General features: G+C 61.7%; 23 protein-coding genes and 3 pseudogenes. 10 read left to right on the top strand and 16 right to left on the bottom strand.

The genetic code is table 11. The annotated features are described in order from the left end of the window. The first annotated feature begins 106 nt into the window (after window positions 1-106). On the top strand, window positions 107-925 hold the full coding sequence (locus tag ACQY5B_RS16930; RefSeq protein WP_420328377.1) for an aldo/keto reductase: 819 nt from the start codon (window positions 107-109) through the stop codon (window positions 923-925). Between the two features lie 296 nt (window positions 926-1,221). Here the strand turns inward: ACQY5B_RS16930 and ACQY5B_RS16935 are convergent, their stop codons facing one another. The 8 genes from ACQY5B_RS16935 to ACQY5B_RS16970 form a co-directional block, all read right to left on the bottom strand. Further along, window positions 1,222-2,826 (bottom strand): GMC family oxidoreductase, encoded by a 1,605-nt coding sequence (locus ACQY5B_RS16935; protein WP_420328376.1) that lies wholly within the window; start codon window positions 2,824-2,826, stop codon window positions 1,222-1,224. 79 nt (window positions 2,827-2,905) lie between these two features. After that, window positions 2,906-4,408, bottom strand: coding sequence for an aldehyde dehydrogenase family protein (locus ACQY5B_RS16940; RefSeq protein ID WP_420328374.1), 1,503 nt, complete (start codon window positions 4,406-4,408; stop codon window positions 2,906-2,908). A gap of 36 nt (window positions 4,409-4,444) precedes the next feature. Next, the gene (locus ACQY5B_RS16945) at window positions 4,445-5,008 is read right to left on the bottom strand and encodes a hypothetical protein (RefSeq protein WP_420328373.1); all 564 of its coding nucleotides are present in this window, start codon (window positions 5,006-5,008) and stop codon (window positions 4,445-4,447) included. Further along, window positions 5,005-6,045 carry a zinc-dependent alcohol dehydrogenase gene (locus ACQY5B_RS16950; RefSeq protein WP_420328371.1) on the bottom strand — a complete coding sequence of 347 codons (1,041 nt, stop codon included), beginning with the start codon at window positions 6,043-6,045 and terminating at the stop codon, window positions 5,005-5,007. The genes ACQY5B_RS16945 and ACQY5B_RS16950 overlap by 4 nt, the downstream gene beginning before the upstream one ends. Window positions 6,046-6,055: 10 nt before the next feature. After that, entirely contained in the window at window positions 6,056-6,997 is a 942-nt protein-coding gene (locus tag ACQY5B_RS16955) for an ABC transporter permease (protein WP_420328369.1), read from the bottom strand. A 7-nt stretch (window positions 6,998-7,004) separates the two neighbouring features. After that, on the bottom strand, window positions 7,005-8,507 hold the full coding sequence (locus ACQY5B_RS16960; RefSeq protein WP_420328367.1) for a sugar ABC transporter ATP-binding protein: 1,503 nt from the start codon (window positions 8,505-8,507) through the stop codon (window positions 7,005-7,007). 12 nt (window positions 8,508-8,519) lie between these two features. After that, a complete protein-coding gene (locus ACQY5B_RS16965) occupies window positions 8,520-9,485 on the bottom strand; it encodes an ABC transporter permease (RefSeq protein ID WP_420328366.1) in 966 nt (321 codons plus the stop codon). Between the two features lie 72 nt (window positions 9,486-9,557). Beyond that, window positions 9,558-10,673 (bottom strand): sugar ABC transporter substrate-binding protein, encoded by a 1,116-nt coding sequence (locus ACQY5B_RS16970; protein WP_420328364.1) that lies wholly within the window; start codon window positions 10,671-10,673, stop codon window positions 9,558-9,560. A 264-nt stretch (window positions 10,674-10,937) separates the two neighbouring features. Here ACQY5B_RS16970 and ACQY5B_RS16975 point away from each other — a divergent pair, with 264 nt between their 5' ends. Then, on the top strand, window positions 10,938-11,576 hold the full coding sequence (locus ACQY5B_RS16975; protein ID WP_420328363.1) for a TetR/AcrR family transcriptional regulator: 639 nt from the start codon (window positions 10,938-10,940) through the stop codon (window positions 11,574-11,576). 3 nt (window positions 11,577-11,579) lie between these two features. Here the strand turns inward: ACQY5B_RS16975 and ACQY5B_RS16980 are convergent, their stop codons facing one another. After that, window positions 11,580-12,011, bottom strand: coding sequence for a GlcG/HbpS family heme-binding protein (locus tag ACQY5B_RS16980; protein WP_420328361.1), 432 nt, complete (start codon window positions 12,009-12,011; stop codon window positions 11,580-11,582). A 260-nt stretch (window positions 12,012-12,271) separates the two neighbouring features. On the opposite strand from ACQY5B_RS16980, the pseudogene ACQY5B_RS16985 reads away from it, so the two are divergent. Further along, window positions 12,272-12,640 (top strand): annotated as a pseudogene (locus tag ACQY5B_RS16985) (IS5 family transposase); the annotation flags it as partial. Between the two features lie 202 nt (window positions 12,641-12,842). On the opposite strand, the pseudogene ACQY5B_RS16990 reads toward ACQY5B_RS16985, so the two are convergent. Next, window positions 12,843-13,385: pseudogene (locus ACQY5B_RS16990) on the bottom strand (IS6 family transposase); the annotation flags it as partial. A 399-nt stretch (window positions 13,386-13,784) separates the two neighbouring features. On the opposite strand from ACQY5B_RS16990, the pseudogene ACQY5B_RS16995 reads away from it, so the two are divergent. Then, a pseudogene (locus ACQY5B_RS16995) lies at window positions 13,785-14,113 on the top strand (hypothetical protein). A gap of 28 nt (window positions 14,114-14,141) precedes the next feature. Here the strand turns inward: ACQY5B_RS16995 and ACQY5B_RS17000 are convergent. After that, window positions 14,142-15,125 (bottom strand): glutathione S-transferase family protein, encoded by a 984-nt coding sequence (locus tag ACQY5B_RS17000; RefSeq protein WP_420328360.1) that lies wholly within the window; start codon window positions 15,123-15,125, stop codon window positions 14,142-14,144. 242 nt (window positions 15,126-15,367) lie between these two features. Between ACQY5B_RS17000 and ACQY5B_RS17005 the strand changes: the two genes are divergently transcribed. Beyond that, complete coding sequence (locus tag ACQY5B_RS17005) at window positions 15,368-15,787, top strand: DoxX family protein (protein ID WP_420328359.1); 420 nt, start codon at window positions 15,368-15,370, stop codon at window positions 15,785-15,787. A 68-nt stretch (window positions 15,788-15,855) separates the two neighbouring features. Here ACQY5B_RS17005 and ACQY5B_RS17010 read toward each other — a convergent pair whose 3' ends face one another. Further along, complete coding sequence (locus ACQY5B_RS17010) at window positions 15,856-16,770, bottom strand: LysR family transcriptional regulator (protein ID WP_420328358.1); 915 nt, start codon at window positions 16,768-16,770, stop codon at window positions 15,856-15,858. A 174-nt stretch (window positions 16,771-16,944) separates the two neighbouring features. On the opposite strand from ACQY5B_RS17010, the gene ACQY5B_RS17015 reads away from it, so the two are divergent. The 3 genes from ACQY5B_RS17015 to ACQY5B_RS17025 are packed head-to-tail and all read left to right on the top strand — an operon-like array spanning window position 16,945 to window position 18,929. Further along, complete coding sequence (locus ACQY5B_RS17015) at window positions 16,945-17,229, top strand: GNAT family N-acetyltransferase (protein ID WP_420328356.1); 285 nt, start codon at window positions 16,945-16,947, stop codon at window positions 17,227-17,229. Further along, window positions 17,174-17,953: a pirin family protein gene (locus ACQY5B_RS17020; protein ID WP_420328355.1), complete on the top strand. Its 780-nt coding sequence runs from the start codon at window positions 17,174-17,176 to the stop codon at window positions 17,951-17,953. Before ACQY5B_RS17015 ends, ACQY5B_RS17020 begins: the two co-directional genes overlap by 56 nt. A gap of 10 nt (window positions 17,954-17,963) precedes the next feature. Beyond that, a complete protein-coding gene (locus ACQY5B_RS17025; RefSeq protein ID WP_420328353.1) occupies window positions 17,964-18,929 on the top strand; it encodes a pirin family protein in 966 nt (321 codons plus the stop codon). A gap of 254 nt (window positions 18,930-19,183) precedes the next feature. Here ACQY5B_RS17025 and ACQY5B_RS17030 read toward each other — a convergent pair whose 3' ends face one another. Both ACQY5B_RS17030 and ACQY5B_RS17035 read right to left on the bottom strand, forming a co-directional pair. Further along, entirely contained in the window at window positions 19,184-19,438 is a 255-nt protein-coding gene (locus ACQY5B_RS17030) for a hypothetical protein (protein ID WP_420328351.1), read from the bottom strand. Further along, entirely contained in the window at window positions 19,435-21,432 is a 1,998-nt protein-coding gene (locus ACQY5B_RS17035; RefSeq protein WP_420328349.1) for a 3-hydroxyacyl-CoA dehydrogenase NAD-binding domain-containing protein, read from the bottom strand. The genes ACQY5B_RS17030 and ACQY5B_RS17035 overlap by 4 nt, the downstream gene beginning before the upstream one ends. A 152-nt stretch (window positions 21,433-21,584) precedes the next feature. Between ACQY5B_RS17035 and istA the strand changes: the two genes are divergently transcribed. Next, complete coding sequence (istA, locus tag ACQY5B_RS17040; RefSeq protein ID WP_420328626.1) at window positions 21,585-23,051, top strand: IS21 family transposase; 1,467 nt, start codon at window positions 21,585-21,587, stop codon at window positions 23,049-23,051. A 16-nt stretch (window positions 23,052-23,067) separates the two neighbouring features. Then, window positions 23,068-23,823: an IS21-like element helper ATPase IstB gene (gene istB / locus ACQY5B_RS17045; protein ID WP_420328347.1), complete on the top strand. Its 756-nt coding sequence runs from the start codon at window positions 23,068-23,070 to the stop codon at window positions 23,821-23,823. A gap of 437 nt (window positions 23,824-24,260) precedes the next feature. Here istB and ACQY5B_RS17050 read toward each other — a convergent pair whose 3' ends face one another. Continuing rightward, window positions 24,261-25,157, bottom strand: a complete 897-nt coding sequence (locus ACQY5B_RS17050; protein WP_420328346.1) for a hypothetical protein — start codon at window positions 25,155-25,157, stop codon at window positions 24,261-24,263. Further along, window positions 25,150-25,521: a winged helix-turn-helix transcriptional regulator gene (locus tag ACQY5B_RS17055; RefSeq protein ID WP_420328344.1), complete on the bottom strand. Its 372-nt coding sequence runs from the start codon at window positions 25,519-25,521 to the stop codon at window positions 25,150-25,152. The genes ACQY5B_RS17050 and ACQY5B_RS17055 overlap by 8 nt, the downstream gene beginning before the upstream one ends. Window positions 25,522-25,539 lie beyond the last annotated feature (18 nt).

Raw genomic sequence — 25,539 nt, forward strand, 5'->3', positions numbered from 1 at the left:
TAACTAACTGGTTATTTTTAATATGCCGCCTATCCGCGAGTCGATCAAGGCCGAAATTGCCCGCGGCGGCGTCCGGGCCGGGGCCGAATGTCAGGGAGGATCTCAAATGACCATCTATTTCGAAAAGACCTATCAGCGGTCTTTCGGCACTTTTCCTCTGAAGGGTCAGGAGTTGCATGACGCGGTGCTGGCCGCCGCCGAGGTTGGATACCGCGCTTTCGATACCGCGCAGATGTATGGCAACGAAGTGGAAACCGGTGCCGCGCTCAAGGCCACCGGTATCGAGCGCGACGATCTATTGGTCACGACAAAGGTGGACATCGCCAATTTCAGCGACGACAAGTTCCTGCCGTCGGTCGAGGAGAGCCTGAAGAAGCTGCAGATCGAGCAGGCGGATGTCCTGCTGCTGCACTGGCCGACGCCCGGCGGCGACATCAAGCTGTCGCTGGAATTGCTTCAGCAGGCGCATGACCGCGGCCTGGCCAAGCACATAGGCGTGTCGAATTACACCGCCCAGATGATGCGTGACGCAAGGTCCATCGTCGACGCCCCGCTGGTCACGAACCAGGTCGAATTCCACCCGCTGCTGAACCAGGACACGCTGCTGGCCGCCGCCACCGAGACCGGTATTCCGCTGGCGTCCTATTGCTCGGTCGCGCGCGGCGAAGTCTTCAAGCACGCGATCTTTGACGAGATCGGCGCAGCCTATGGCAAGAGCCCCGCGCAGGTGGTGTTGCGCTGGATCTTGCAGAAAGGGGTCAGCATCAACACCATGTCGACCAAGCAGGCAAACATCCGGGCCAATTTCGACGTGATGGATTTCACGCTGTCGTCGATCGACATGGACCGGATCGAGGCAATGACCGGGACCGGGTACCGCATCGTCAGCAAGGATCTGGTGCCTTACGCACCGGAATTCGACTGACCCGCGCGGGGGCGGTCCTGTTGCCGCCCCACGACCGGCCGCGCGGACGCGATCATTGGCGTGGAGCGTCCGACCGCCCCGGGCTTGGGGCAAGCAGCGCATTACCGGCGCGCGCGTTCGCGCTCCGATACTTCCGCGGCGCGCTCTATGGCAGCCAAACCCACAAGAACAGGACGCTCTGCCCTGACACCGGCCAGATCGCCGACACTTGGAGGCGCGCCGTCGATGCGCGGCAGCTAGCTTTGGTTCCGCGCTTGGGGCCCGGCAGTCAATGACAGCCAGAGGCCAGGACAGCCTTAGCGATTGCCGCGTACCAGATCCGCGGCCCTTTCACCGATCATGATCGTCGGCGCGTTGGTGTTGGAGCCTATGAGGCTGGGCATCACCGAACTGTCGCAGATCCGCAGCCCGTCCACTCCGCGCACGCGCAATTGCGGATCGACGACCGCCATCGGGTCGCTCGCCGCCCCCATCTTGCAGGTGCAGGTCGGGTGATAGGACGTGCGGCCGTATTGCCGGGCATAGGCCTCGTAATCGGCCTGGGTCTTCACGCTGTCATCCGGGAAGCGGATCTTGCGGATGTGTTTCTGCAACGACGGCTGTTCGAAGATCTCGCGGCTGAGCTTCACCCCTTCGACCGAGGTTTTCAGATCATCGGGGTGGCTCAGGAATTTCGGATCGACAATTGGCATGTCGCCCGGATTGTTCGACCGCAGCCGCACCGTGCCACGCGATTTCGGGCGCAGCGTGTAGCTATTGAGCGTGATGCCGGAAGAGCCCTTGGGCACGCTCGGCACGCCGGCTTCGGCCCCCGCTCCGGCGAGGAAGTGGAATTGCAGGTCCGGCACCGGCTGGCCCGAGTCGGCGTACCAGAAGGCCCCACCTTCGACCACGTTCGACGTCACCGGGCCGGAACCAAAGAGGTAATACTGCGCCCCGGCCCAGACCATCCAATGCGGCTTGTTGTACTTGTCGAGGCTCTGGTGCCCGGTCAGTTCAGCCACGATATCGATGCCGAAATGGTCGTGCAGGTTTTCACCCACGCCCGGCAGGTCCGCGACCACCTCGATGCCGTGTTCGCGCAGATGCGCGGCTGGGCCGAGCCCCGAAAGCATCATCATCTTGGGAGAGCCGATGGCGCCGGAGGTCAACAGCACCTCGGACTCCGCCCGTGCCACGTGATCGCCGAATTTGTCGGAAAAGGCCACGCCGGTCGCGCGCCCGTTCTCGATCACGATACGCCTGACCAGCGCCCCGGTCGTCACGGTCAGGTTGGGGCGTTTCATGGCGGGCCGCAGGTAGCCCACTGCCGCCGAACACCGCTTGCCGTTCTTCGTGGTCGTCTGGTAGCCACCCGCGCCTTCCTGCACCGCGCCGTTGAAGTCCGGGTTGTAGGGCAGGCCGCGCTCCTGGCAGGCCTGCACGAAAGCGCGGGTCATCGGCTGCAGATCGGGAATGTTCGACACCCCCAGCTCGCCATCTGTCCCGTGCCAGTCGCCCGACAGGATCGTATTGCCCTCGGAGCGCAGGAAATACTTCTGGATGTCCTTGAAGGACCAGCCTTCTGCGCCTTCCTCCTCGGCCCAGCGGTCGTAATCCACCGGATTGCCGCGGGTGAATACCTCGGCGTTGATCGAGGACCCACCGCCGATCACCCGCGCCTGGGCATAGGGGATCTCGCGCATGTTGGCATGTTCCTGGGGCGCCGTTGTGAGGCCCCAGGTCAGCGGGCCGGTGGTCATCTTGGCAAAGCCCACCGGCATGTGGATCAGCGGGTGGGTGTCCTTGCCGCCCGCCTCGAGAAGCAGCACGCGGGAAGAAGGGTCCTCTGTCAGCCGGTTCGCCAGTACGCAACCCGACGAGCCGCCGCCAACGATGATGTAGTCGTAACCTTCCGCCATGGTTCCTCCCTTGATGGCCCGACCGCTTCGCTGCCTGAGGGCCTTTTTTGCCCTATCGCTTCGCGGCCTACGGGCTTTTTCACTCGATCCAGGGGCTGCGCTTGCCGATCTCGATATGGACCGACTTGACCTGGGTGTATTCCTCGACCCCGTACATGCCCGCCTCGCGGCCCCAGCCCGATTGCTTGAACCCGCCCAGCGGCAGTTCCGGTCCGCCGGCCAGCGTGGTGTTGACCCAGAAGCGCCCGGCCTGCACCCGGCGTGTCACCATCAGCGCCTTGTCGATGTTCTTGGTCCAGACCGACGCCGCCAGCCCGTACTCGGTATCATTGGCAATGGCGATGGCCTCGTCCACAGTGTCGAAGGGCATCACCGTCAGGACCGGGCCAAAGATTTCCTCGCGCGCGATGGCCATGTCGCGGGTCACATCGCCGAAGAGCGTCGGCGCGATGTATTGACCGCGCCCGAAATCGAGCTGTTCGCCGCCGTAGAGCAGCTTGGCGCCCTCAGCCTGACCCTTCTGGATGTAACTCATGATCGTTCTGTTCTGGGCGTCGGTCGTGATCGCACCCACCTGCGTCGCTTCGTCCAGCGGGTCCCCCACCCGGATTCGGGCGAACTTGTCCTGCACCATCTGCGCGAATTTGTCGGCCACCGAACGCTCGACGATCAAGCGCGAGCCGGACACACAGCATTGGCCGGTATTGAAGCCAATGCCAAAGGCCACGCCGTCCGCCGCATCCTCGAGATCAGCGTCGGCGAAGACGATCTGCGGGTTCTTGCCGCCAAGCTCCAGCCCGAGTTTCTTGAAATTGGACTTGCCCGAGGCCTCGACCACGCGGCGCCCCACGGCGGTGGAGCCGGTGAAGGACAGCATGTCGACGCGGGGATGCTCCAGTAGCGCCTGGCCGATGGTCGAGCCCGACCCGGTGACGACGTTCATGCAGCCGTCGGGCAATCCGGCCTCGGTCAGGATCTGGGCCAAGATCAGCGTTGTCGCGCTGGTCACTTCCGAAGGCTTGGCGACGATGGTGCAGCCCGATGCGAGGATATAGGGCACCCGCTCGCAAAGAATCAGGAACGGGAAGTTCCACGGCGTGATGATCCCCACCACGCCCACCGGCTCACGCGTGACGATACCGAACATGCCATCGCCGAGGTTGTTGAAGCTGTCGCCATGAAGGCTGCGCGCCAGCCCGGAGGCATATTCGAACATGTCGGCGCAGCCGCTGACTTCGGCGCGGGACTGGCTGATCGGCTTGCCGTTCTCCAGCGTTTCCCAATAGGCAATCTCGTCGGTCCGTTCGCGGATCAAAGCGCCCGCCTTCAGCAGCACCGCGGCTCGCGCCTGCCCGTTCAGGCCCGACCAGCGCCTGTCGTCGAAGGCTTCGCGCGCGGCATCCACCGCCATGTCCAGATCCGCGGCGGTGCATTTCGGGATGCGCGTCACCGGCACGTCATGGCCGGGCGAGCGCCGGTCGAAAACCTGGCGGTCGCCTGCGGGAACGCTCTTGCCATTCACGAAAAAGCCGAAATCGCGTGCTTCCGTGGGCGGTGTCAGCCTGGTGCTCGTCTGGTCCATCTTTCTCTCCTTCCGCCACGCTGTCGCGGCATAGATTCAACTGCTGGCGTCGAGCCCGTCGCGCCAGTCGTTCCAGCCGCCGTCGACCGAGGACGGGGCGTTGTGCCATTGGTGCAGGGGTTCACCGGTGGCCGGGTCCCTGTCGGGGATCGGCAAGCTCATGATAAGCTTGCACGCCTGGTAGTAGAGTTCCGGCGTCAGAAACTTTTCCTGGATGTTGTCCCAGTCCCGGCCGCCGGCGTAGCCGCCGCACATCATGATGTCGCCCGACGCGCCGATGTGCTCGTGGCTCACCCCCGCCGGCATGACGATCACGTCGCCGGCCTCGACGCGCACCTTGGTCCAGCCGCCCTCGCCCACCGACAGGTTGAATTCCATCCAGCCCGCCGCGCAGCCGAGGCATTCGTGGCTGGTCGAGTGGAAATGCGCGTAGTGGTAGACGCCCGGATATTCCCAGTTGTTGCCCCAGCCGTTTTCGCGGAACCGCGCCTTGACCGCCTCGGTGCCGCCGCCTGGTATCGCGTTGCGGTGCACCAGCAGCGGAAAGCGACTGTTCGGAATCATTCCTTGCGGCTTCGACGTGTAGCTTTCGGTGGTCATGGCGCTCCTCCCCCGGTCATGACAATCTGCGTCTTGAGGTCCTGCGGCCGCTCGGCAATCGTGTCGAAGGCGGTCTGGATGTCGTGCAGCGCGTATTCGGCGCGGGTAAAGGGCGCGGTATCGATCCGGCCATGCACCAGCAGGGTCAGCGCATCGTACATGTCCTGCCCCATCCCGGCGACCGAGCCTTTCACCGAGTTTTCGCGCAGGATCGTGTCGAGGATCGGCAACGGCAGCGCTTCGTCCGGCCCGGTCAAACCGAAAGCCGCAAGGTGCCCGCCCTTGCGCATCAACCTAAGCGCTTGCGCATAAAGCCCCGGCTGGCCAACGCTTTCGATCACCACGTCGACGCCCCTCCAATCGGTCGCTTCGAGGATCGTCTGGCTCAGTTCGTCGGGATCGGTCACACCGATATCCGCACCACAGTCCAGCGCCATCTGCACCCGGTGCTGCGAGATGTCGGTGACGATGATCGGCGCCGCGCCGATGGTCCTGAGAAGCTGCACATGCAGGTTGCCGATCGGCCCCGCCCCGATCACCAGAACCGACTGGCCGAAGGTGATCTGCGCCTTGCGCGCCGCGCGCACCACGCAGGACAGGGGTTCGGTCAGCGCCAGCACCGCATCCGGCACGTGTTCCGGTGCCGGGATCACCAACCGCGCGGGCACCGCCATGTATTCGGCAAAGGCGCCGTCCATGGTGATCCCCATCTGCTGCATATCCGGGCAGTTCAGGATCTCGTTGCGGCGACACCAGTAGCAGGTGCCGCAGCCGATGTTCATGTCGATCACCGCCTTGCTGCCGATGGCCAGCCCCGAGACACCCTTGCCCAGCGCATGGATCGTACCGGTGAACTCGTGCCCCGGCACCATCGGCAGGCTGTCTGCCGCGTAATGGCCATGGAAGATATGCAGGTCGGTGCCGCAGACACCCACGCGTGCGACGCGGATCAGCACCTCGCCCTGCCCGGGCGTCGGAATGGGGCGGTCCTCGATCTCGAAGCGCCCGGGTTCTTGCAGAACGGCGGCTTGCATCATCATCCGGCTCCTATTTCACGATCCGCATCTTGCTGCGGTCGATGGTGACGGCGATGGCGATGATCAGGATGATACCAAAGACCATCTGCTGCATCGTGGCGTCGATTTCGAAATAGAGCATCGAGGAGCGGACCACCGCGACGATCAGCGTGCCGACCAGCGTATTGACCACACCGCCCACGCCGCCGGTCAACGGCGTGCCGCCCACCAGCACCGCAACGATGGCGGGCAGAAGGAAGCCGTTCGCCAGCGTCGGCGCGCCGCCCGATAGCTTGACCGAGAACAGCAGGCCGGCGATGGCCGCCAGCGTTCCGGACAAGGCGAAGGCCATGATCTTGATCTTCGTCACGCTGAGCCCGGAGGCCACCGCTGCAAGCTCTCCCGCGCCCACGGCCTTCAGCGCGCGCCCAAAGGTGGTTCGCGTCTGAAGAAACAGCGTGGCAAGCAGCAGGAATGCGCCCAGGAAGATTTCATTGGGGATGCCGAAGCTGGTGCCGACCATCCAGCCGAAGGAGGCATCCCTCATGGTCGCATCCATGTATAGCGCGCGCTGGCCCGACAGGTACTGGGCTGTCGAATAGGCCACGCCGCCGATGGCCAGCGTCGAGACGAAGGAGGGCACCAGGAGCTTGGTGGTGATGAACCCCGAGACCGCGCCAAAGGCCAGCCCGGCGAAGATGCAGACCAGCGCCGCGCCGACGCCCAGCGTCGGCAGCGCAATCGTCGCCACCACGGTGGTCATGTTGGCCACCGACTGCGCCGAAAGGTCGATGCCGCCAATATAGATGGCGAAGGTCATTCCGAGCGCCATGATGAACAACGGCATGATGTCGGCCACCATCGAGGTCAGGTTCTGCGGGCGCAGGAAATTGGCGTCGGCGGAGCCGACGATCAACACAAGGATCAGAAGCGTGATCCAGGGAAGGTGCGGCTTGATACGTTCGATGCTCATGTCGGCCTCAGGTCATGTAGTGGACAAGGTCATAGAGGCTCGGCTTGTCACCGGGTCGCCCGTGAAAGACCTTTTGCATTTCGCCGTCCTTCAGGACGAGGATGGTGTGGCTGAGCCCGATGGCCTCTTCCAGAGTGTCGGCCACGAGGATGATGCCGGAACCCGCCTCGGACATCTCGCGCACCATGTCGTAGACGTCTTCCTTGGCGCCGATATCCAGCCCGCGTGTCGGGTGATCGAGCAGGATGATGTCCGACCCGCCCGAGCGCCACTTGGCCAAAACGACCTTCTGCTGGTTGCCGCCGGACAGACCGCCGCAATCCTTGTAGATGTTCGGCGTCTTGATCTTCAGTCGCTTTACCCAGTCCTCGGCCAGCGATTTCTCTTCGCCCAGGCGTAGAACGCCGCCCGCCGCATAGTTCTTCATCTGGCTCAGCGTGATGTTCTCGTAGACGTTCATGCCGGCGACGATGCCCTCGATCTTGCGTTCGCGCGGGACATAGCCGACGCCCGCGGCCACGCTGTTCTGGGCGCTGAACTGGCGGACTTCCTCGTGTCTGATCCGGACACTTCCGGCAGAGGGCTTTTCCAGCCCGAAGATGGTGCGAAGGATCGCTTCGCGCCCGGAACCCTCGGTGCCGACCAGGCAGAGTACCTCGCCGCGGTGCAGATCGAAGCTGATGCCGGAATACTTGTGATCCACCGACACCTTGTCGAAGCTCACCAGCACCTCGTCGCCATGCGGCTTCTGCTTCTGCTCGCGGTAATATTCCTTGTCGACGTCGCGGCCCACCATCTTGTGCTGGATCGCGTCGATGTTGGCATCTTCGTGAGAGACCACGTCCACCACCTCGCCGTCCCGCATCACGTAGACGCGGTCGGACAGTTCCAGAACCTCGTCCATGCGGTGGCTGACAAAGATGAAGGACGCCCGCTTGGTCAGCTCGCGCACGAGCTTGAAGAGCAGTTCCACCTCTTCGCGCGCCAGCACGGAGGTCGGCTCGTCCAGCAGGATCACCAGGTCGCCCTCGACCCGTTCCTCCAGCGTCAGGACCTTTGCCAGTTCCACCAGCTGGCGCTGTGCAAAGGACAGTTTCGCGGTCACGGTCGACGGGTCGATGTCCAGCTTGACCTTGGCCAGTTGCGCCTTGGCCGCCGCCGCCATCGCCTTCCAGTCGATCACGCCGTATCTGACGAACTGCTTCTCGAACCCGAGGAAGATGTTCTCCATCACCGTCAGGTTGGTGATCAGCGATTGTTCCTGGAACACCATGCCAATGCCGTGTTCCATCGCCTGGCGCGGGTTCTGGAACCGCATTTCGTGGCCGTCGATTTCGATCGTTCCGCCATCGGGCTGATAGGCACCGTAGATCACCTTCATCAGCGTCGACTTGCCGGCGCCGTTTTCGCCGACGAGCCCCACGATCTCGCCCCGGCCGATTGTGAAATCGACAGCCTTCAGCGCGTGCACGCCCGGGAATTTCTTGTCGACTTGGTTGAGTTGGTACATCTGTGCCTCCCCCTATTTCACGAAGGCGACGGACTTGCGGTCGGTGGAGAGCACCACCGCGGCAATCACCAGCGCGCCCAGCACGCCATCCTGCACGTAGCCAGGCAGGCCGATCACCACCATGCCGTTGCCGATGACGTTGACGATCAGCACGCCGACCAGCGTATTCCAAACGCCACCTATCCCGCCCCAGAGCGCGGTGCCGCCGACAACGACCGACGTAATCGAGATGAACATGAAGTTGTTGCCGGTCGCGGTCTCAGCGATTCCGATCCGGCCCACCGCCAGAAGTGCGCCCACCGCGTAGAAGATGCCGGCCAGCGCAAAGGCCGTCACCCGCACCCGGTTCACGTTGAGGCCCGAGGCATGGGCCAGTTCTTCGCCGCCGCCGACGGCATAGATATTGCGGCCCAGCGTCGTGCGCGCCTGAATGAACCACGCCACCAGCAGGAACAGCCCCGCCACGTAGACCATTACCGGAAAGCCGAACCAGCGTTCGGTCAACAACCCGCGAAAGACCTCGTCCTGGACGCGGATGCGGTCACCGCCGGTCAGCAGGAGCGCAAACCCGGTGCCGACAAAGCCCATGGCGAGCGAGGCCATGAAAGAAGGGATCTTGAGCTTGACATGCACCAGCCCGTTGATCAGCCCGATCACCGCGCCCACCAGGATGGCCAGCGGCAGGGCGAGAATACCCAGGCCCAAAACCGTGCCCCCCATGCCCATAAAGGCGAAGGCAAAAACCACGGCGGCGACCGACACGGTGCCTTCCATCGACAAGTCGATGGACCCCATGATGATGATGAAGGTCACGCCGACCGCCACCATCAGTGCCGGCGATGAAGCAATCGCGATCCGCGCGAGGTTGCGAACCGAAAAGAACCGGGGCTCCATCACGGTAAAAAACGCGATCAGCACCAATAGGACGATCAGCGGGGCCCATTTGAGAAGGGCTTCCCTGGAGATTTGGCCGCTCACGGGGCGCCTCCGATGGGTAGGTGTGGGAAAAGGGCAAGGCTGCGGCCACTGGGTGCGGCCGCCGCGCAGGACTTACTTGTACTGGATCTGGCCGCCCGTCGGGCTCCAGAAGTCCTTCCAGTCGTATGTCGGCGTGCTGTCGATGTAGGTCTGCTTGAAATGCAGCGCCTCATCCGGCGTCACCAAGATCGTCGGGCCGTAGAACTCGCGGTGCTCCGGCGGCTCTTCCGACGGTTTGAAATGGCCGGTCGCGGCATAGTAGGCCAGCGCCGCGGTGATGCCCCCGCCCCAGTGCGGATTGGTGAAGACAGTCGCCAGGATCTTGCCCTCACCGACGAGTTCGACCGCCTGCGGGTTCCCGTCGTAAGAGACGATGGGCATATCCTCGATCCCCTCGGCGCGCAGCGCTTCCAGCACGCCGTAGGCGATGGTGTCGTTGGCGCAATGGACCCCCTTGATCTCGTCGCCGTAGCGGGTCAGGAAGGCGCTCATCACCCGGTTGGCCTTCTGGGTGTCCCAGTCGGCGGGCTCGGCGGCCAGAAGCTCCACGTCGGGGTAGTCCTTCAGCGCGTTCTTCAGACCCTGCAACCGCTCGATGGCGGGGTTGTTCGACGCGATGCCACCAAGATGGACGACACCGCCCTCTCCGCCCATCGCGTCGAGCAGGATGCGCGCGGTCTGTTCCGCCGGGCCCACGTCCGACCAGGTCATGTGGCTGACGTAGTTGTCGCCGAAGTCCCACGGGTGCAGGTCGTCGGTCTTGTTCCAGATTGTCGACACATAGGCCCCCGCCTCGGCGCAGGCTTCGACCACGGGTCGCGCATTGGGCGCATCGTTGGTGTCTATGGCCAGCGCCAATTCGCCATTGGTCTTGGCCAGCAGGGACTTGACATCGCCGAGGGATTTTTCCGACGAACCTTCGTTGATCAGGTGGACCATTGCGTCCGCGGGCTTGCCGAGGCTTTCGACAAAGGCTTCGCCCCCCGAAACGATCTCGTTCCAGTAGGGGTTGGTGCGGTTGCGGTACGACCACGCGATGGTCGGGTCGTCATAGGTGGCCGCCATGACCGGTGACGGGCCGAACATCTTCATCGCCGCGGCGCCGGAGATTCCGTAGGCCGAGGCCAGAAGGAAGTTCCGGCGGCTGAGTTTCTCTTTCTCGATGAAATCCTTGATGAACGTGGACATGGGTCTCCTCCCTGTTTTCCGTGTGTGCCATCTCATTCGGGCATCCGCCCCATCGCCCCTCCGAACCGATGGTCGCGGATCTGGATCAGCCGAACCTTAACGCACTAACTAGTTACTTTATTATTTGCCGAATCGTCAAGCCCCGAGCCATGATTGTCGTCAGGGATGTGATCAACACGCGCCTGCGCCTAGCGCTTTGACCGCTAACGTCCCTTTCGCTAGGAGTACTGAGAGGCAGAGATGCGCCAAGGCAGGAGAATGCTAATGGAAAAGCCGGTGAAAAAGCGACGCGATGCCGACGAAACGCGGGCCCGGATCCTTGCTGCGGCGAAAAAGGAATTTGCCAAGAATGGTCTCGGCGGCGCCCGGATCGACGAGATCGCCGAGCGTGCCAAGGCCAACAAGAGGATGATTTATCACTACTTCGGCAACAAGGAGGATCTGTTCCTCATCGTTCTGGAAGAGGCCTATCTCGACATCCGCGCCGCCGAGCGGAAACTCCGGCTGGAAGACCTTTCGGCGCGGGAGGCGCTGGAGAAACTGGTACGTTTCACCTGGGAATATTATCTCAAAAACCCCGAATTCATAACGCTGGTCAACTCCGAGAACCTGCACAAGGCACGGCATCTGAAGAAGTCCGAGCGCGTCGGCCCGGCGCAGCGGCGCTTTGTCGACATGGTCGAAGAACTGCTGGACCGGGGCGTAGCCGAGGGCGTCTTCCGCCCGGGCATCGACCCGGTTCAACTCAACATCACCATCGCGGCGGTCAACTACTATTATCTCACGAACCGCTACACCGGCGCGCTTCTGTTCGACCGGAAAATGATGGAGAAGGAGGCGCTGGAGGCCCGCATCGAGTTCAATATCCAGACCATCATGCGCCTCGTCTGCGTCGATCCGTAAAGCTCAACGCGGGTCCAGCCCCAAAGCTCGGATCGCGGCTTCGGCACAGGAAATGTCCTCGTGATCCTGCGCGCCCGAGACGCCGAAGCCGCCAATGCAATTCTCGCCTTCGAAGATGGCAACCCCGCCACCCCAGGCCATGAACCGTTGCCGCGTGTTGAGACCAAGCGACAGGGTCGGGTCGCTGGCCATGCGCTGTCCAAAGGCCCTGGTCGATTTGCGCAAGGTTCCCGCGGTGTAGGCCTTGTCCAAGGCGAATTCCCCGATCGGCGGCGCAACGTTGTCAGTCCGCCCGAAGGCCACGAGATAGCCGAATGGATCAACGGTTGCCGCCGCAACCTCCCATCCGTTTGTCTTGGCATGATCGAGCGCGGAGGCGACCAGTGTCGCAGCGGTTTCCGGCGTGATGATCTTACTGGTCTGGCTGATCGGCATGGCGATGTCCTGCGTCTGGGTCGTGAAGGGCGCGGGCAAGAATGACGGAGACGGTAATCCTTGCCCGCGGATCGGATCGGCACTCTCCGAGCCAACCCGATAGAAGGCGCGTGCCGGCAAGGTCGGAATGTCGCGTTATTAATGACATCCTCTAGCCGCACGAAAGCATTTCGCGAGTTAGCTTTAGTAACTATACAGTTACATCATCAAGGCGGTGCGCTGTTAAGTCAACCCCGATCAGCGCGCAATCCTGCGCGACCATCTGCGACAGCAAAGGCCGCCCGATCAGCTTCTTCGTCTCCGCCGGACAGGTCAGCGATTACATCGGGGCACGGGCGCTGCTCAGCAGCCTGCCAGATGTCGACTGGCTGCTCGGGGACCGGGGCTACGACGCCGATTGGTTCCGAGAAGCACTGCAGGACAAAGGGATAAGCGCCTGCATCCCCGGCCGAAAACAACGCAAGACGACCGTGAAATACGACAAGCGACGATACAAACGGCGCAACCGCATCGAGATCATGTTCGGCAGGCTCAAGGACTGGCGCCGTGTCGCAACCAGATACGACCGATGCCCGAAGGCCTTTTTCTCCGCCATCGCTCTGGCTGCAACCGTCATCTATTGGCTATGAGTCCTGAGCCTAGGTGACCGCCTCTGTCGCACCCCATGTCAGCCTCATGTGGCCGGCCTCAAAGGAGCGGTACCAAACCGCGACAGGTCCAAACATCCCGCCAGCCGAAGCAGAAGCGAACTTCTACGCAGCTCTGGAAACTGAAAACATAGCCGCGTAACTAACGACAATCAGCCTACGGCAAACCCGGGGCGGTTCAACCCGCCCGCTCTCTTCGTCGGAATGGTTGGTGTGAGTTCTCGGCTCTATTGTTCAACCAGCGCGCCGTACACTGCCGATCGGCATTCCCAATCACTTTCATGGCGACACCATAGGAGCGCAACTTGTCGGTGACGACGCGGTCCGGCTTGCCATGGCGCTTCATCAATTTCTTCATGAATTTCAGAGCAGCCTTCTTGTCCCGTGTCTTCGTCACGACGCTTTCCAGCACTTCGCCCTCGTGGTCCACGGCACGCCACAGGTAATGCGTCTCGCCATTGATCTTCACGAAGACCTCGTCGAGGTGCCATTGCCAGCGGCTCGATCGCATCGTGCCGATCCGGCGTTTCCTGATCTCCGAGGCAAAGACCGGGCCGAACCGGTGCCACCAGAACCGGATCGTCTCGTAGCTGACGTCGATCCCGCGCTCGTGCAGCAGGTCTTCGACGTTCCGAAGCGACAGTGGGAAGCGGACGTACATCATCACCGCCAGGCGGATGATTTCCGGGCTCGTTCGAAAGCCGCGAAACAGGTTCGGTCTGGTCATTACAAAACGCTACGCGGCCGCCCTGCACCGATCAAGCCGCTCAACTTGACAGTGCCCTCGCCAGGGTTGTTGCTTTGACATCAAAAGGCTGCTCTGGTGAAGCTGCACTGCGGCACCGTCACGTGCGTCGAATGTCTTCTGTGGGCCGAGAATGACGGACGTCCCTGCCTGACAGTCGCTCGCATGCCGCGGCGCGAAGATCGACCGCTCCGAGCCCTCAGCAGAAGTTTTAAATTTTCGCTGCAAGCGCACGAAGCAGAAAGATTGCCGCGACCGCATCGTTTTCAACGCCGCTGAGCGGCGTGAAAACCGGCCGTTCATTTATTTCGCAGCGTAGATGAGAACCCGGATCTAAAGGTTGCGGGAAGGAGCCACCCTTTGCTCTTGCAACTATTGCTGATGCGGAAACCTTGCGGCCCCGCAGCGGGGGACAGTATATGCGCGATTCTGTCTCCAGAGGCCCTCAAGGAATATGTTGACGGTGAGGCGCTGGACTGGGCGGCACGCAGACTGTTGCAACGCCCAGAAAGGCTCAAGATTCTGATCGTCATCTGCGCGAGGTTAATGCGCAAACCGGGTCAACCGGCGGCATTGAGCTTTGCGCCGTAGGATTCCGGCACGATGTCTCCGCCTGTTACCAGGTCAGACGCCGCGTCGGCCAGATTCCGGATCTGGCCGATGCGGTTGTCGATCAGTTGGATCGGCACCTGTTTTCCGACCGGCGTTGAGACGAATTCGATGGACCCTCGCGCCCTGTCAGGCCGCCGCTGCCAACCGCGCGCGGTCGTGAGGCCGGGCGTAGTCCAGCACCGGCCCCTTCGGGACCACCTGCGTCGGATTGATCGTGCGTTGGCTGACGTAGTAGTGCTCCTTGATATGCCGGAAACCCACCGTCCCGGCCACGCCCGGCGTCTGATAGAGATCCCGCATGTAGTTTGAGATGTTGGGATAATCCTCGATCCGTTTCAGGTTGGTCTTGAAGTGCCCGTGATAGACCGCGTCGAACCGGATCAGGGTGGTGAACAGGCGCCAGTCGGCCTCGGTCTGGGTGCCACCGATCAGGAAGCGGCTTGTGGCGAGGCGTGCCTCGATCTCGTCCAGGGCCGCGAACAGGTTGTCGAAGGCCTCTTCGTAGGCCGTTTGCGTGGTGGCGAAACCGGCTCGGTAGACGCCGTTGTTGATGTGCGGATAGACGAAGTCGTTGAGCGCGTCGATGTCGCTGCGCAGCGCTTCGGGATAGAAATCCAGCCTGTTCCCTGTCAGATGATCGAAGGCGCTGTTGAACATCCGGATGATTTCCGACGATTCATTGCTGACGATCGTGTTGGTCTTCTTGTCCCAAAGCACAGGCACCGTGACGCGACCGGTATAGTCCGGAACAACGCTGGTGTAGACCTGATGCAGGAAGTCATGTCCGCCGATGGGGTCGCCGCCAGTGTCCTTGTCGAATTCCCAGCCGTTTTCCAGCATGTGGGGATGCACTACGGTCAGGCCGATCAGGTCCTCAAGCCCCTTGAGCTTGCGGACGATCACCGTGCGGTGCGCCCAGGGACAGGCAAGCGAGACATAGAGGTGATAGCGCCCGGTCTCGGCCGCGAACCCGCCCGCACCCGAAGGACCGGCGGCGCCATCCGGTGTGATCCAGTTGCGGAACTGCGCGTCCTCGCGCAGGAACTTGCCGCCAGATTTTTTCGTGTCGTACCAGCTGTCGTGCCAGATGCCGTCGATCAGAAGACCCATGGGTGAATTCCTTTTGTTGCTGGCCGGAATATGTGGCGCCGGGCGAGAGAGAGGAACGTGCAAAACGCGCAATTGATTGTTGCGAGATTTACGCTGAACGGTGCGCTTGTTGGGTGGAAAGACTATGTGCAAGGTGATTTGCGCTATTTTTTGCAACAATCAATTGCGCATTGCCTGACTTCTGCCAGGGCGCCGCCCCCGTTAGATCGATGTCAGATCGAATGCGAACACGGAGCAAACCAATGGACCAACTGATCAAATCTCTGCAGAACATTGCCCCCGCCATCGGCCGGGTGCTGATCGCCGTGCTGTTCATCAGCGCAGGTTACGGAAAGATCGCCGGCTACGAAGGCACCGCCGGCTACATGGAAATGATGGGCGTACCCGGCGGGCTGCTGCCGCTGGTCATCCTGCTTGAACTGGGCGGCGGCCTGCTGCTGCTGGTGGGGTATCAAACGCGGCTGGTGGCCTTTCTTCTGGGCGGGTTCACCGTGATCGCCGGCGTGCTGTTCCACCTGATCCCGGGCTCGGGCATGGAAGGCATGACCGCACAGAACGAGATGATCCACTTCTGGAAGAACCTGGCGGTTGCCGGAGGTCTGGGCTTCGTCTTCGCCTATGGCGCCGGGGTCCTGTCGGTCGACGCCCGCGTTCAGGCCTGAATTCCCTCACTCTCCCTCCTCCCTCCAAGAACCGAGCGGGCGGCCTGCGGGCCGCCCGTTCTTTATGCCTATTTCAGCATGTCGGGATTTACGGTGACCATATCCTCGACGAAACTGGTGAAGGCGGCCACCTTGGCGGGCATCTTGTCGTAGGGCGGATAATAGGCCGTCAGCCAGATCTCCGGCGCCGACCAGTCGTCCAGCAGGGGCAGCAGGCGCCTGTTTTTCAGCTCGTCGGACATCAGAAAATTCGGCATCAGCGCGACGCCGCACCCCCTGTCGGCCAGCGCGACGATCACTTCGCCGCTGTTGGTTTCGAACCAGTGATTGAGCGCAGCTGCCGTGGTCTCTCCGGTTTCCTGGTGTGAAAGTTGCAGCGCGGTCCCGCCCGGAAAGTGACTGTAGGCCAAAAACGCGTGATCGGCGAGGTCGCCGGGATGTTGCGGCGTTCCTGCTGTCTCGAGATAGGCTGGGGAGGCCACGATACTGCGCGGCACGCCGGCGATCTTGCGCCAGATATTGGAAACTCCCGACGGTGGCCCGGAAATCCGCAGGGCCATGTCATAGCCCTCGTCAATGAGATCGACAAAGCGGTCAGTCATCTCGATCTTCACCTGAACGTCGGGGTGGGCGAGATGGAATTCATGCAAAATGTCGGGCAGGAACCGCTGGCCGAAAGAGACCGGTGCGCTGACCCTCAAATCCCCTGACAACGTGTCCTGCTGCTGCTTGACCAGATCCTTTGCCCGGTCAAGATCTTCGACCAGAGGCCGCGTGCGATCCAGATAGACCTGCCCGGCCACGGTCAGCGAAACCTTCCGTGTCGTGCGCACCAGCAGCTGCACGCCCAGTTCATCCTCCAGTTCCCCGACATAGCGGGTCACGATCGAGCGGCTGACGCCAAGATCGCGCGCCGCGGCGGCGAAACTTTCAAGCTCGGCCACGCGAAGGAACACACGGATGCGTTCGATTTGTCCTGCCATTGGCGATAATCCCCGGCTGATTGCGCTGATATTACGTGGAGACTCGCATTATTGTTGCAGAAATCGCAATGGACAATCTCAATGCCGGGGGCTACCTGCGCGGCGGATAAGGCGTATCTTTGGATCAACCAACGCAGCACTGATGCCAGCGGCGGGTGAACCGGAGAATTGCACGTGAATATTCATCATCAAGCCACCGACACCAAAGGGCGCTACAGCTTTGCCACCGATGGCGGACCCGAGGCCGAGCTGACTTACTCTAAGGCCGGGGATCACATGATCATCATTGATCACACTGGGGTGCCTGACGCCTATCGCGGACAGGGCATCGGTCTGGCCTTGGTCGAGCGCGCGATCACCGATGCGCGGTCTGCTGGCAAAAAGGTACTGCCGCTTTGCCCCTATGCTGCCGCGCAATTCAAACGTCACCCTGAATGGGCTGACGTCCTGTCATCTTGAACCGGGGAAATCCCCGAGAGGAAACACCATGAAACACTTTCGTCCCTCTGACGCCCGTGGCAATGCTGACCACGGCTGGTTGAAAAGCAAACACAGCTTTTCCTTCGCTGATTATTATGATCCCAATCACATGGGTTTTGGCCCATTGCGCGTGATCAACGAGGACCGCGTGGCCCCGGGCCGTGGCTTCGGCGCGCACCCGCACCGCGACATGGAGATCATCTCGTATGTCGTGGAAGGCGCCTTGGAGCACCGCGATTCGATGGGTCAGGTCGCGGAAATCAAACCGGGTGATGTGCAGCGGATGAGCGCAGGCACCGGCGTGGTCCACAGCGAATACAACGCTTCAAAAACCGACCCGGTGCATTTCCTGCAAATCTGGATCATGCCCGACCAGCAAGGGCTGAAACCCAGCTATGCGCAGGAGCATTATGATGATCTGGACGGAAATCTGCGTCTGGTGGCCTCGAATGACGGGCGGGACGGCTCGATTTCCATCCATGCCGACGTTAACCTTTACGCCAGCAAACTGCGCAGCGACGCGCAGGTGGAACTGCCCTTGAAAAAGAAGCGTGGCGTCTGGGTGCAGGTCATCAAAGGCCTTGTGACGGTCAAAGACCAACCGCTGGAATCCGGTGACGGGCTTGCCCTTGCCGATGTTAACAAGGTCGCAATCTCTGCAATGGACAACAGCGAATTCCTGCTGTTCGACATGGCGCTGTAGGAGGACAAAAATGAGCTGGAACCCCACCATCGAACCGATCTGCCCGAAAGCCGGGCAGGTGGACGACATCGACACGCTGATCATTCCCCGGGCCCGTGACATCGGCGGGTTCGAGGTACGGCGGGCACTGCCCTCGCCAGCACGGCAGATGGTGGGGCCCTTCATCTTCTTTGACCAAATGGGCCCAGCCGAGTTCATCACCGATGGCGGGATCGACGTGCGTCCACACCCGCATATCGGCCTTGGGACCGTGACCTATCTGTATCAGGGCGAGTTTGAGCATCGCGACAGTCTTGGCACCCACCAGATGATCTATCCCGGCGAGGTCAACTGGATGGTGGCAGGCCGCGGCATGACCCATTCCGAGCGCACCAGCGACGCAACCCGCGCCGGGCGCCACAAGCTGTTCGGCATCCAGACCTGGATCGCCCTGCCCGAAGACCGCGAGGAGATGGCGCCGGATTTCGAGCATCACAAAGAGGCCGCGCTGCCGCAGTTTCAGGACGGCGGCGCCATTGCCCGACTGATCCTGGGCGACGCCTATGGCAAATCCAGCCCGGTCACCATGCAATCCGAGACCTTCTATCTTGACGTTATCCTTCAGCCCGGCGCCGCCTTCCCGTTGCCCGACAATCACGAGGATCGTGGCATCTACGTGTCCGAAGGCAGCATCGAGGTCAGCGGTGACACATTCGAGGCCGGTCGCATGATGGTCTTTCGTCCCGGCGACCGCATTTCGGTCAAGGCCGGACCACTGGGCGCGCGCCTGATGGCGCTTGGCGGCGCGACGCTGAACGAGCAACGCTATATCTGGTGGAATTTCGTGTCCTCCTCGAAGGATAGGATCGAGCAGGCCAAGGAAGACTGGAAGGCGGCGGATTGGTCGAACGGCCCCTTCAGGCTGCCTCCGGGGGATGAGGAAGAGTTCATCCCGATCAGCCCCGAGCTTGACCGCACACGTCCACGCGACTGGTAGCGCCCCGCCGGTTCTGCCTTTGGGCAATCCGGGCGGCAAAAAACTGTGTTCGATCACCATGACCACCCCGATCAATATCCACCTGATCGAATACCCAGGTGCCCAGAAAACCGCGCTATGGGTGAACTGGCCCCCGTTTCAACCGGACACCTTGGCTTGACCAAGGAGGCATAAGGATAGCCCTAAGCACGTGCATATGTCTGAGATTGACATCACCACCGATGGCGGTCGCCGTCGGCGTTGGCACACGAAGGTCAGGTGTCTGACTGCTTGACATACAGCACTGTCAGAATGACCCAAAGGCCTGCGATCATACCGGTCTGCGCCCAGTAGGGCCAGGTCGATTGCCCCTCGGCCAGCACGGATCCAAGCCCCTCTGACATGTTGACCGACGCAAGGCCAAGCGCAGTCATTCCGAGTACGGCCGCGGGCAGCCGGAAGCGCGGGCCGTATTTGTCGGCCAGTTCTTCACAGCGGGCGATGAACCGATCCTGGCCATAGGTGTTCACATACTGGGTATAGCCCCCGGTTTCACATACTGGGTATAGCCCCCGGTATGGACTGGTGCGCCGATGCCCATGATCGACCCGATATTGCCATCGGCGGCGCTGCGCAGAACGCCTTCTTCCAGACACCGAAGGCTTTCCAGAACCGGGCGGAACAGGATGCGGTCCTGAATGTCGCGATCCGAAATCTCGGCATCGTCCTTGCGCCATTTGGACAGGCCGGACCAGATCGTCTTGCCGCCGTCTGCGTAGTCGTAGAACCCCTTGCCGGTCGCGCGGCCATGGCGGTCATGATTGTCCAGCATGTCCGCCAGCATCGCCCGCGCCTCGGGGTTTTGTTCTTCGGCAGGGTCCAGCAGGCCCATTTCAATCTGCGTGCGATAGATATCCGTCACCAGCTTGATCTGAACTTCGTCCAGCAGCGACAGCATCCCGGTGGGCATCCCGATCAGTCTGGACAGGTTGTCCACCCGCAGGGGATCATGCCCCTCGGCAACCAGTTGCACACCTTCGATGATCTTCGTGCCGATGGCGCGCGAGGTGTAGAAACCCGTCTTGTCACCGACGATAATCGGCGTCTTGCGGATTTGCTGGGCAAAGTCGAACGCGCGCGCCAGCGTCTCGTCCGAGGTTTCCTCGCCCGTGAGGATCTCCAGTAGCGGCATCTTGTCAACCGGCGAGAAGAAGTGCAGGCCGACAAAGTTCTTCGGGTTCTGCGCCTTGGACCCCAGCCGCGTGATCGGGAGGGTCGAGGTGTTCGAGCCCCAGACCCCGTTCTCGGCCAGATACTCTTCGGTCTCGGCGATCACCTTGTCCTTGAATTCGATCTTTTCAATGACCGCCTCGATGATCATGTCGCAGCCGCGCAAGTCTTCCATATCTTCGCTGGCTTTGATCCGGCCCAGAACCTCGGCGGCTTTTGCCTCGTCCATGCGGCCCCGCTGTACACGTTTTGCCAGCAGTTTCTCGGTATAGGCTTTGCCGCGATCTGCAGCTTCTTGCGTCATATCCTTCAACACAACCTCAATGCCTGCCATGGCCGAGGAATAGGCGATCCCCTGTCCCATCATCCCGGCACCCAGAATGCCCAGCTTCTTGACCTTGCTGCGCGGGATGTCCTTGGGGCGGCTGGCACCGCCATTGACCTGACCCAGACCAAAGAAGAAGGTTGAAATCATGTTCTTCGCTTCGGGTGACACAAGCAGCGCGCAGAACTGGCGGGTTTCATAACGCAGCGCCGTATCGAAATCCTGCTTGCCCGCTTCAACCATGACGTCCAGAATCCTGGCTGGCGCAGGCAGCAGGCCGCGAGTTTTCTGGAACAGCATCGCCGAAGCCCCCGCAATCTTGGGGGCCAATTTGGGCGAGTTCGACCCGCCACCGGGAATGCGATGGCCCTTGGTGTCCCAGGGTTGCGTTGCCGCCGCCTCGTCGACCTGAACGGACAGGATCCATTCGCGGGCGCGGGTCAGCAGGGCGTCCGCCTCGACAACCTCATGCACCAGCCCCGCCTTCAGGGCTGCGGCAGGGGGCAATTGCTTGCCTTCCAGCAGGAACGGCATCGCCGCTTCCAGTCCCAGCAGACAGGTCAAGCGCACCACGCCGCCGCCACCGGGCAACAGGCCCAGCGTGACCTCGTGCAGGCCGATCTTGGATTTCGGGTTGTCGGCGGCGATCCGATAGTTCGAGGCAAGGCACAGCTCATACCCGCCACCCAAAGCTGCCCCGTTAATCGCGGCGACCACCGGAACCGGCAGGTTTTCCAGACGCCGCATATCGGCCTTCATGCCTTCGACCTCGTCAAACAGGTCCTGCAGCTGATCCGGCTCGACCGCCACCAGCCGGTTGAGGTCACCCCCTGCAAAGAACGTCTCTTTGCCCGAGGTCAGGGCAAAGAACGTCTCTTTGCCCGAGGTCAGAATGACGCCTTTCAGCCCCGCTTCGGCCTCAAGCTTGTTCACCATGTCGGCATAGAGCGGCCCGAACTCTTTGTTCATCGAGTTCACGGGACCGTCCATATTCATGGTTGAGAGCGGCGGTGAGAAAGTCGGCCACGGTAGCGGCGGGATGAGCCTGCTGCGGGCGGCGTAAAAGTCGTCCACCTTTGCCCTTTCTTTTTTGACGGAGGGAGGGCGGGAGGATCTGCACCCTGGATTTGTATCGCAAGGTTCGTCTGGCCTGTGCCGAGGGCATGGGCCAGCGTGAAGCTGCCCGGCATTTCGGGATATCTCGTGACAGCGTTCGGAAGATTTTGACCTTTTCGATCCCACCCGGCTATCGGCGGTCAGCACCGATCCGGCGGCCCAAACTGGATGGGTTCACCGGGGTTATCGACCAGTGGCTGTCGGAGGATCGTGAGCGACCGCGCAAGCAGCGGCATACCGCCAAGCGGATCTTCGAACGGCTGCGCGACGAGCACGCCTTCGCGGGCGGATACACCATCATCAAGGACTATGTGCGGGAGCACGGACGGCGGAATCGTGAAGTGTTCGTTCCTCTGACGCACGCACCGGGCCATGCCCAAGCCGATTTCGGCGAAGCGGTGGTGGTGATCGGCGGTGTCGAACAGAAGGCTCACTTCTTTGCCCTGGATCTGCCGCACAGCGATGCCTGCTACGTCCGTGCATATCCGGCAGCGACAGCGGAGGCCTGGATGGATGGGCATGTCCACGCTTTCGCGTTCTTCGGTGCCGTACCTCTGTCGATTCTCTACGACAACGACCGCTGTCTGGTGGCCAGGATCGAACCGGACGGGACACGCAGGCGCGCGAAGCTGTTCAGCGAGATGCTGTCTCACTACGTGATCCGGGATCGATATGGGCGCCCCGGCAAGGGCAATGACAAAGGATCGGTGGAGGGGTTGGTCGGATACTCCCGGCGCAACTTCATGGTGCCGATCCCGAACTTACCGACGTGGGATGCTTTCAACGACTGGCTCGAAGAGCAGTGCCGGAAACGCCAGAATGACAAGCTGCGCGGGCACAGCGAGACGATTGGCGAGAGGCTCCGGCGCGATCTGGAGACGATGGCGACGCTTCCTGCAACTTCCTTTGAAGCCTGTGATCAGGCATCGGGCCGCGTCAGCTCGCTCGCGCTGGTGCGCTACAAGACCAACGATTATTCCGTGCCGGTTGCCTACGGGCACCGGGATGTATGGATCCGCGCCTATGTCGACCGGGTGGTCATCGGCTGTGGCGGCGAGATCATCGCACGACATGTTCGCAGCTACGACCGCGAGGGCATGGTCTTCGATCCGATCCACTACCTGCCATTGCTGGAGAAGAAGATTGGCGCTTTCGAGCAGGCGGCTCCGCTGACCGGATGGGATCTTCCCAAGGCATTCACCACCCTTCAGAAGCTGATGGAGGTACGCATGCTGAAAGCCGGCCGGCGCGAATACGTGCAGGTCCTACGGCTGCTCGAAAGCTTCGAGATGGAGGAGGTTCATGCCGCAGTCCGGACAGCCCTCCAGATGGGGACAATCAGCTTCGACGCCGTGAAGCATCTGGTGCTGTGTCGGATCGAACGGCGGCCACCGCGGCTCGATCTGGAGGTCTATCCGTACCTGCCACGCGCCGAAGTGCAGACGACGTCTCCGACCAGCACATGTGCCTGACAACCGGTGGCACGACATGACGGAAGCGCCGCAGATCCTGCTGAACCATCAGCTCAAGAAGTTGAAGCTGCCGACCATCCTGCGGGAATACGACAAGCAGGCCAGGCTTTGCGCCGCCGAAGGACGAGACCACGTCCAGTTCCTTGCCCGCCTGATCGAACTGGAGCTCATCGACCGGGAAAGGCGGATGATCGAACGCCGGATCAAGGCAGCGAAATTCCCGGCCACAAAGAGCCTGGACAGCTTCGACTTCGCCGCAATCCCGTCGCTCAACAAGATGCAGGTTCTGGAACTCGCACGCTGTGAATGGATAGACCGCTGCGAGAACGTTATCGCCCTTGGTCCAAGCGGCACCGGCAAGACCCACGTGGCCCTCGGCCTGGGTCTGGCCGCTTGCCAGAAAGGGATGGCCGTTCGGTTTACATCCGCCGCCGCCATCGTTCACGAGCTGATGGAAGCGCGAGACGAGCGCCAGCTCCTGCGGCTTCAGAAGCAACTGGTGAAGCAGAAACTTCTGATCATCGACGAGCTGGGCTTCGTGCCTCTCAGCAAGACCGGCGCCGAGCTTCTGTTCGAACTGATCTCCCAGCGATACGAGCGTGGCTCCATCCTGATCACCTCGAACCTGCCCTTCGACGAGTGGACGGAAACCTTCGGAACAGAGCGCCTGACAGGGGCTTTGCTGGACCGCCTGACCCACCACGTCGCCATCCTGGAGATGAACGGCGACAGCTATCGGCTGGCACAGAGCAAGGCACGGCAGAAATCCTGAAACATCACCGAAATCGGTCCTGATAGACCAAGGCGCCTTGGCAACCGTCAGCTATATGGGGAGCACGTTTGCCAAGGCGCCGGTCACGTCCAGACTGGCCGACTTTTGCTCCGCCCCTTGGCCGGATTTTGCGCCGCCGTTGACACCTCCTGCTCCTTGATCATCCCGATGATCTGCGCCTCGGTGAAACGGCTCTTTCGCGTGTGTCTGCTCCTTCAGGGTTGGCGCAAACTCTACATTACGGTGAGGGGTTTCGCGGGGGCAGGTCACCTGTCACGCAAACCCCTTTGAAAACACGAAAAAATCCGGCCGCAGCCGGATCGAGAGAACGCTTTCGCTGGGGCAAGTGGCGGAGGGGATGGGACCGGGGTCGAACCTTCTCCAGCATCAAGGGCATTGATAATATTTTGGTTTCTCAATTTTTTTGCGGTTTCTCTTCAGCGAGCGAGCTGTTCGATAACACGGAGATCGATGAGTTGCTCCCTTAGATAGGCGACGTTGAGTGCAAGTCCGGGCAGCAGCCATTGGAACAGGCGGGCGACGGCCAGGACTTCTTCGCAGGTGGCATCTGCTGCGGCGGCCTCGCGAAGCGCGTCGCTCGAAAGCCTAGTGGGGTTCGGAAGACTCGCGGCCAGTACGACGGCCCTGTCGTGGACCCGGGCAACGTGATGCTCGTAGTCATCGCGTACCACGGCACGTTTCAGGTCGGCCCATGCAGGGGCGAAGTAACTCGGCCAGCGGGCGAAGGCGCGATAGTCGGTGTTGACGAAAGGCAGCCCGAGCGTGCCCTGGATGTCGGTATAGAGTGCGGAAATGGTCGCGTCGGCGTGGTGGGGCTCGATCAGAACAGGTTTTGGCGCATCTCGGCACGGTTCGGGCGTCCTGCTCGCAACGGCGCCGACGGGCCATTCACCGCCCTCGAGGACCAAGCGCGCCAACGACGCCATGAGAAGATATGGCATGTTTCCGACCGAGAAGATCTCATTGCAGGCTCGGATCTCCTCGAATTCGCGCTGATCGTAGCCCATTTCGCCGAGCCGTCCCAAGATAGACGACGGCAAAAGTGCGGCCGCTTCCTGTTCCGCCTGGTCGCGCAGGTCGTGGCACGCGCGGATGAAAGCATCTGAGCTGACAACGGGCTTAAGGGCCGACCAGAGCGTCTCGTAAAAGCGCGGATAGTGAGCGAAGGCCATTGCAACAACGCCCATCCAGGGAACCCTGAGGCCATCCTTGGTCCGCTCGTAGACCTCCGCCAAATCCCCCGTTGCGGCGTACTCCGGTACCGGATGAATGGCCGGGATCGGGTCGGGCTTCAGACGCACCAGTTTAGACATCGGAGATATGCTGGGGCAGGCTTTCGCTCCATTTCCTAAGTTCGTCGAGAAACCCGAGCGCCGTGCAGCCCAACTCGGTGATCTGGTACTGCACTGATACCGGCGCGGTATCCATGACTTCACGAGTCACCAAGCCTTGCACTTCCAACTGGCGCAGCCGTTCGGTGATCATCTTCTTCGATGCGCCGCCGACCATCCGTGCAAGGTCGTTGAACCGGACCGGCCCATCCTTGAGATGCCAAAGGATCGACCCGGTCCATTTGCCGCCGATGATCCGCATCCCGCGTTCGATGGCGCAAGGCTCGACACATGCGTCGTGAACGTGTCTGCGGCCCTTTGCGTCTTCTTCAACTCGTGCCTCCACGGCATGTCTCTCCTGTTT

Source organism: Antarctobacter sp., from assembly GCF_965277915.1.
In the GTDB taxonomy this organism is placed as follows: Bacteria; Pseudomonadota; Alphaproteobacteria; order Rhodobacterales; family Rhodobacteraceae; genus Antarctobacter.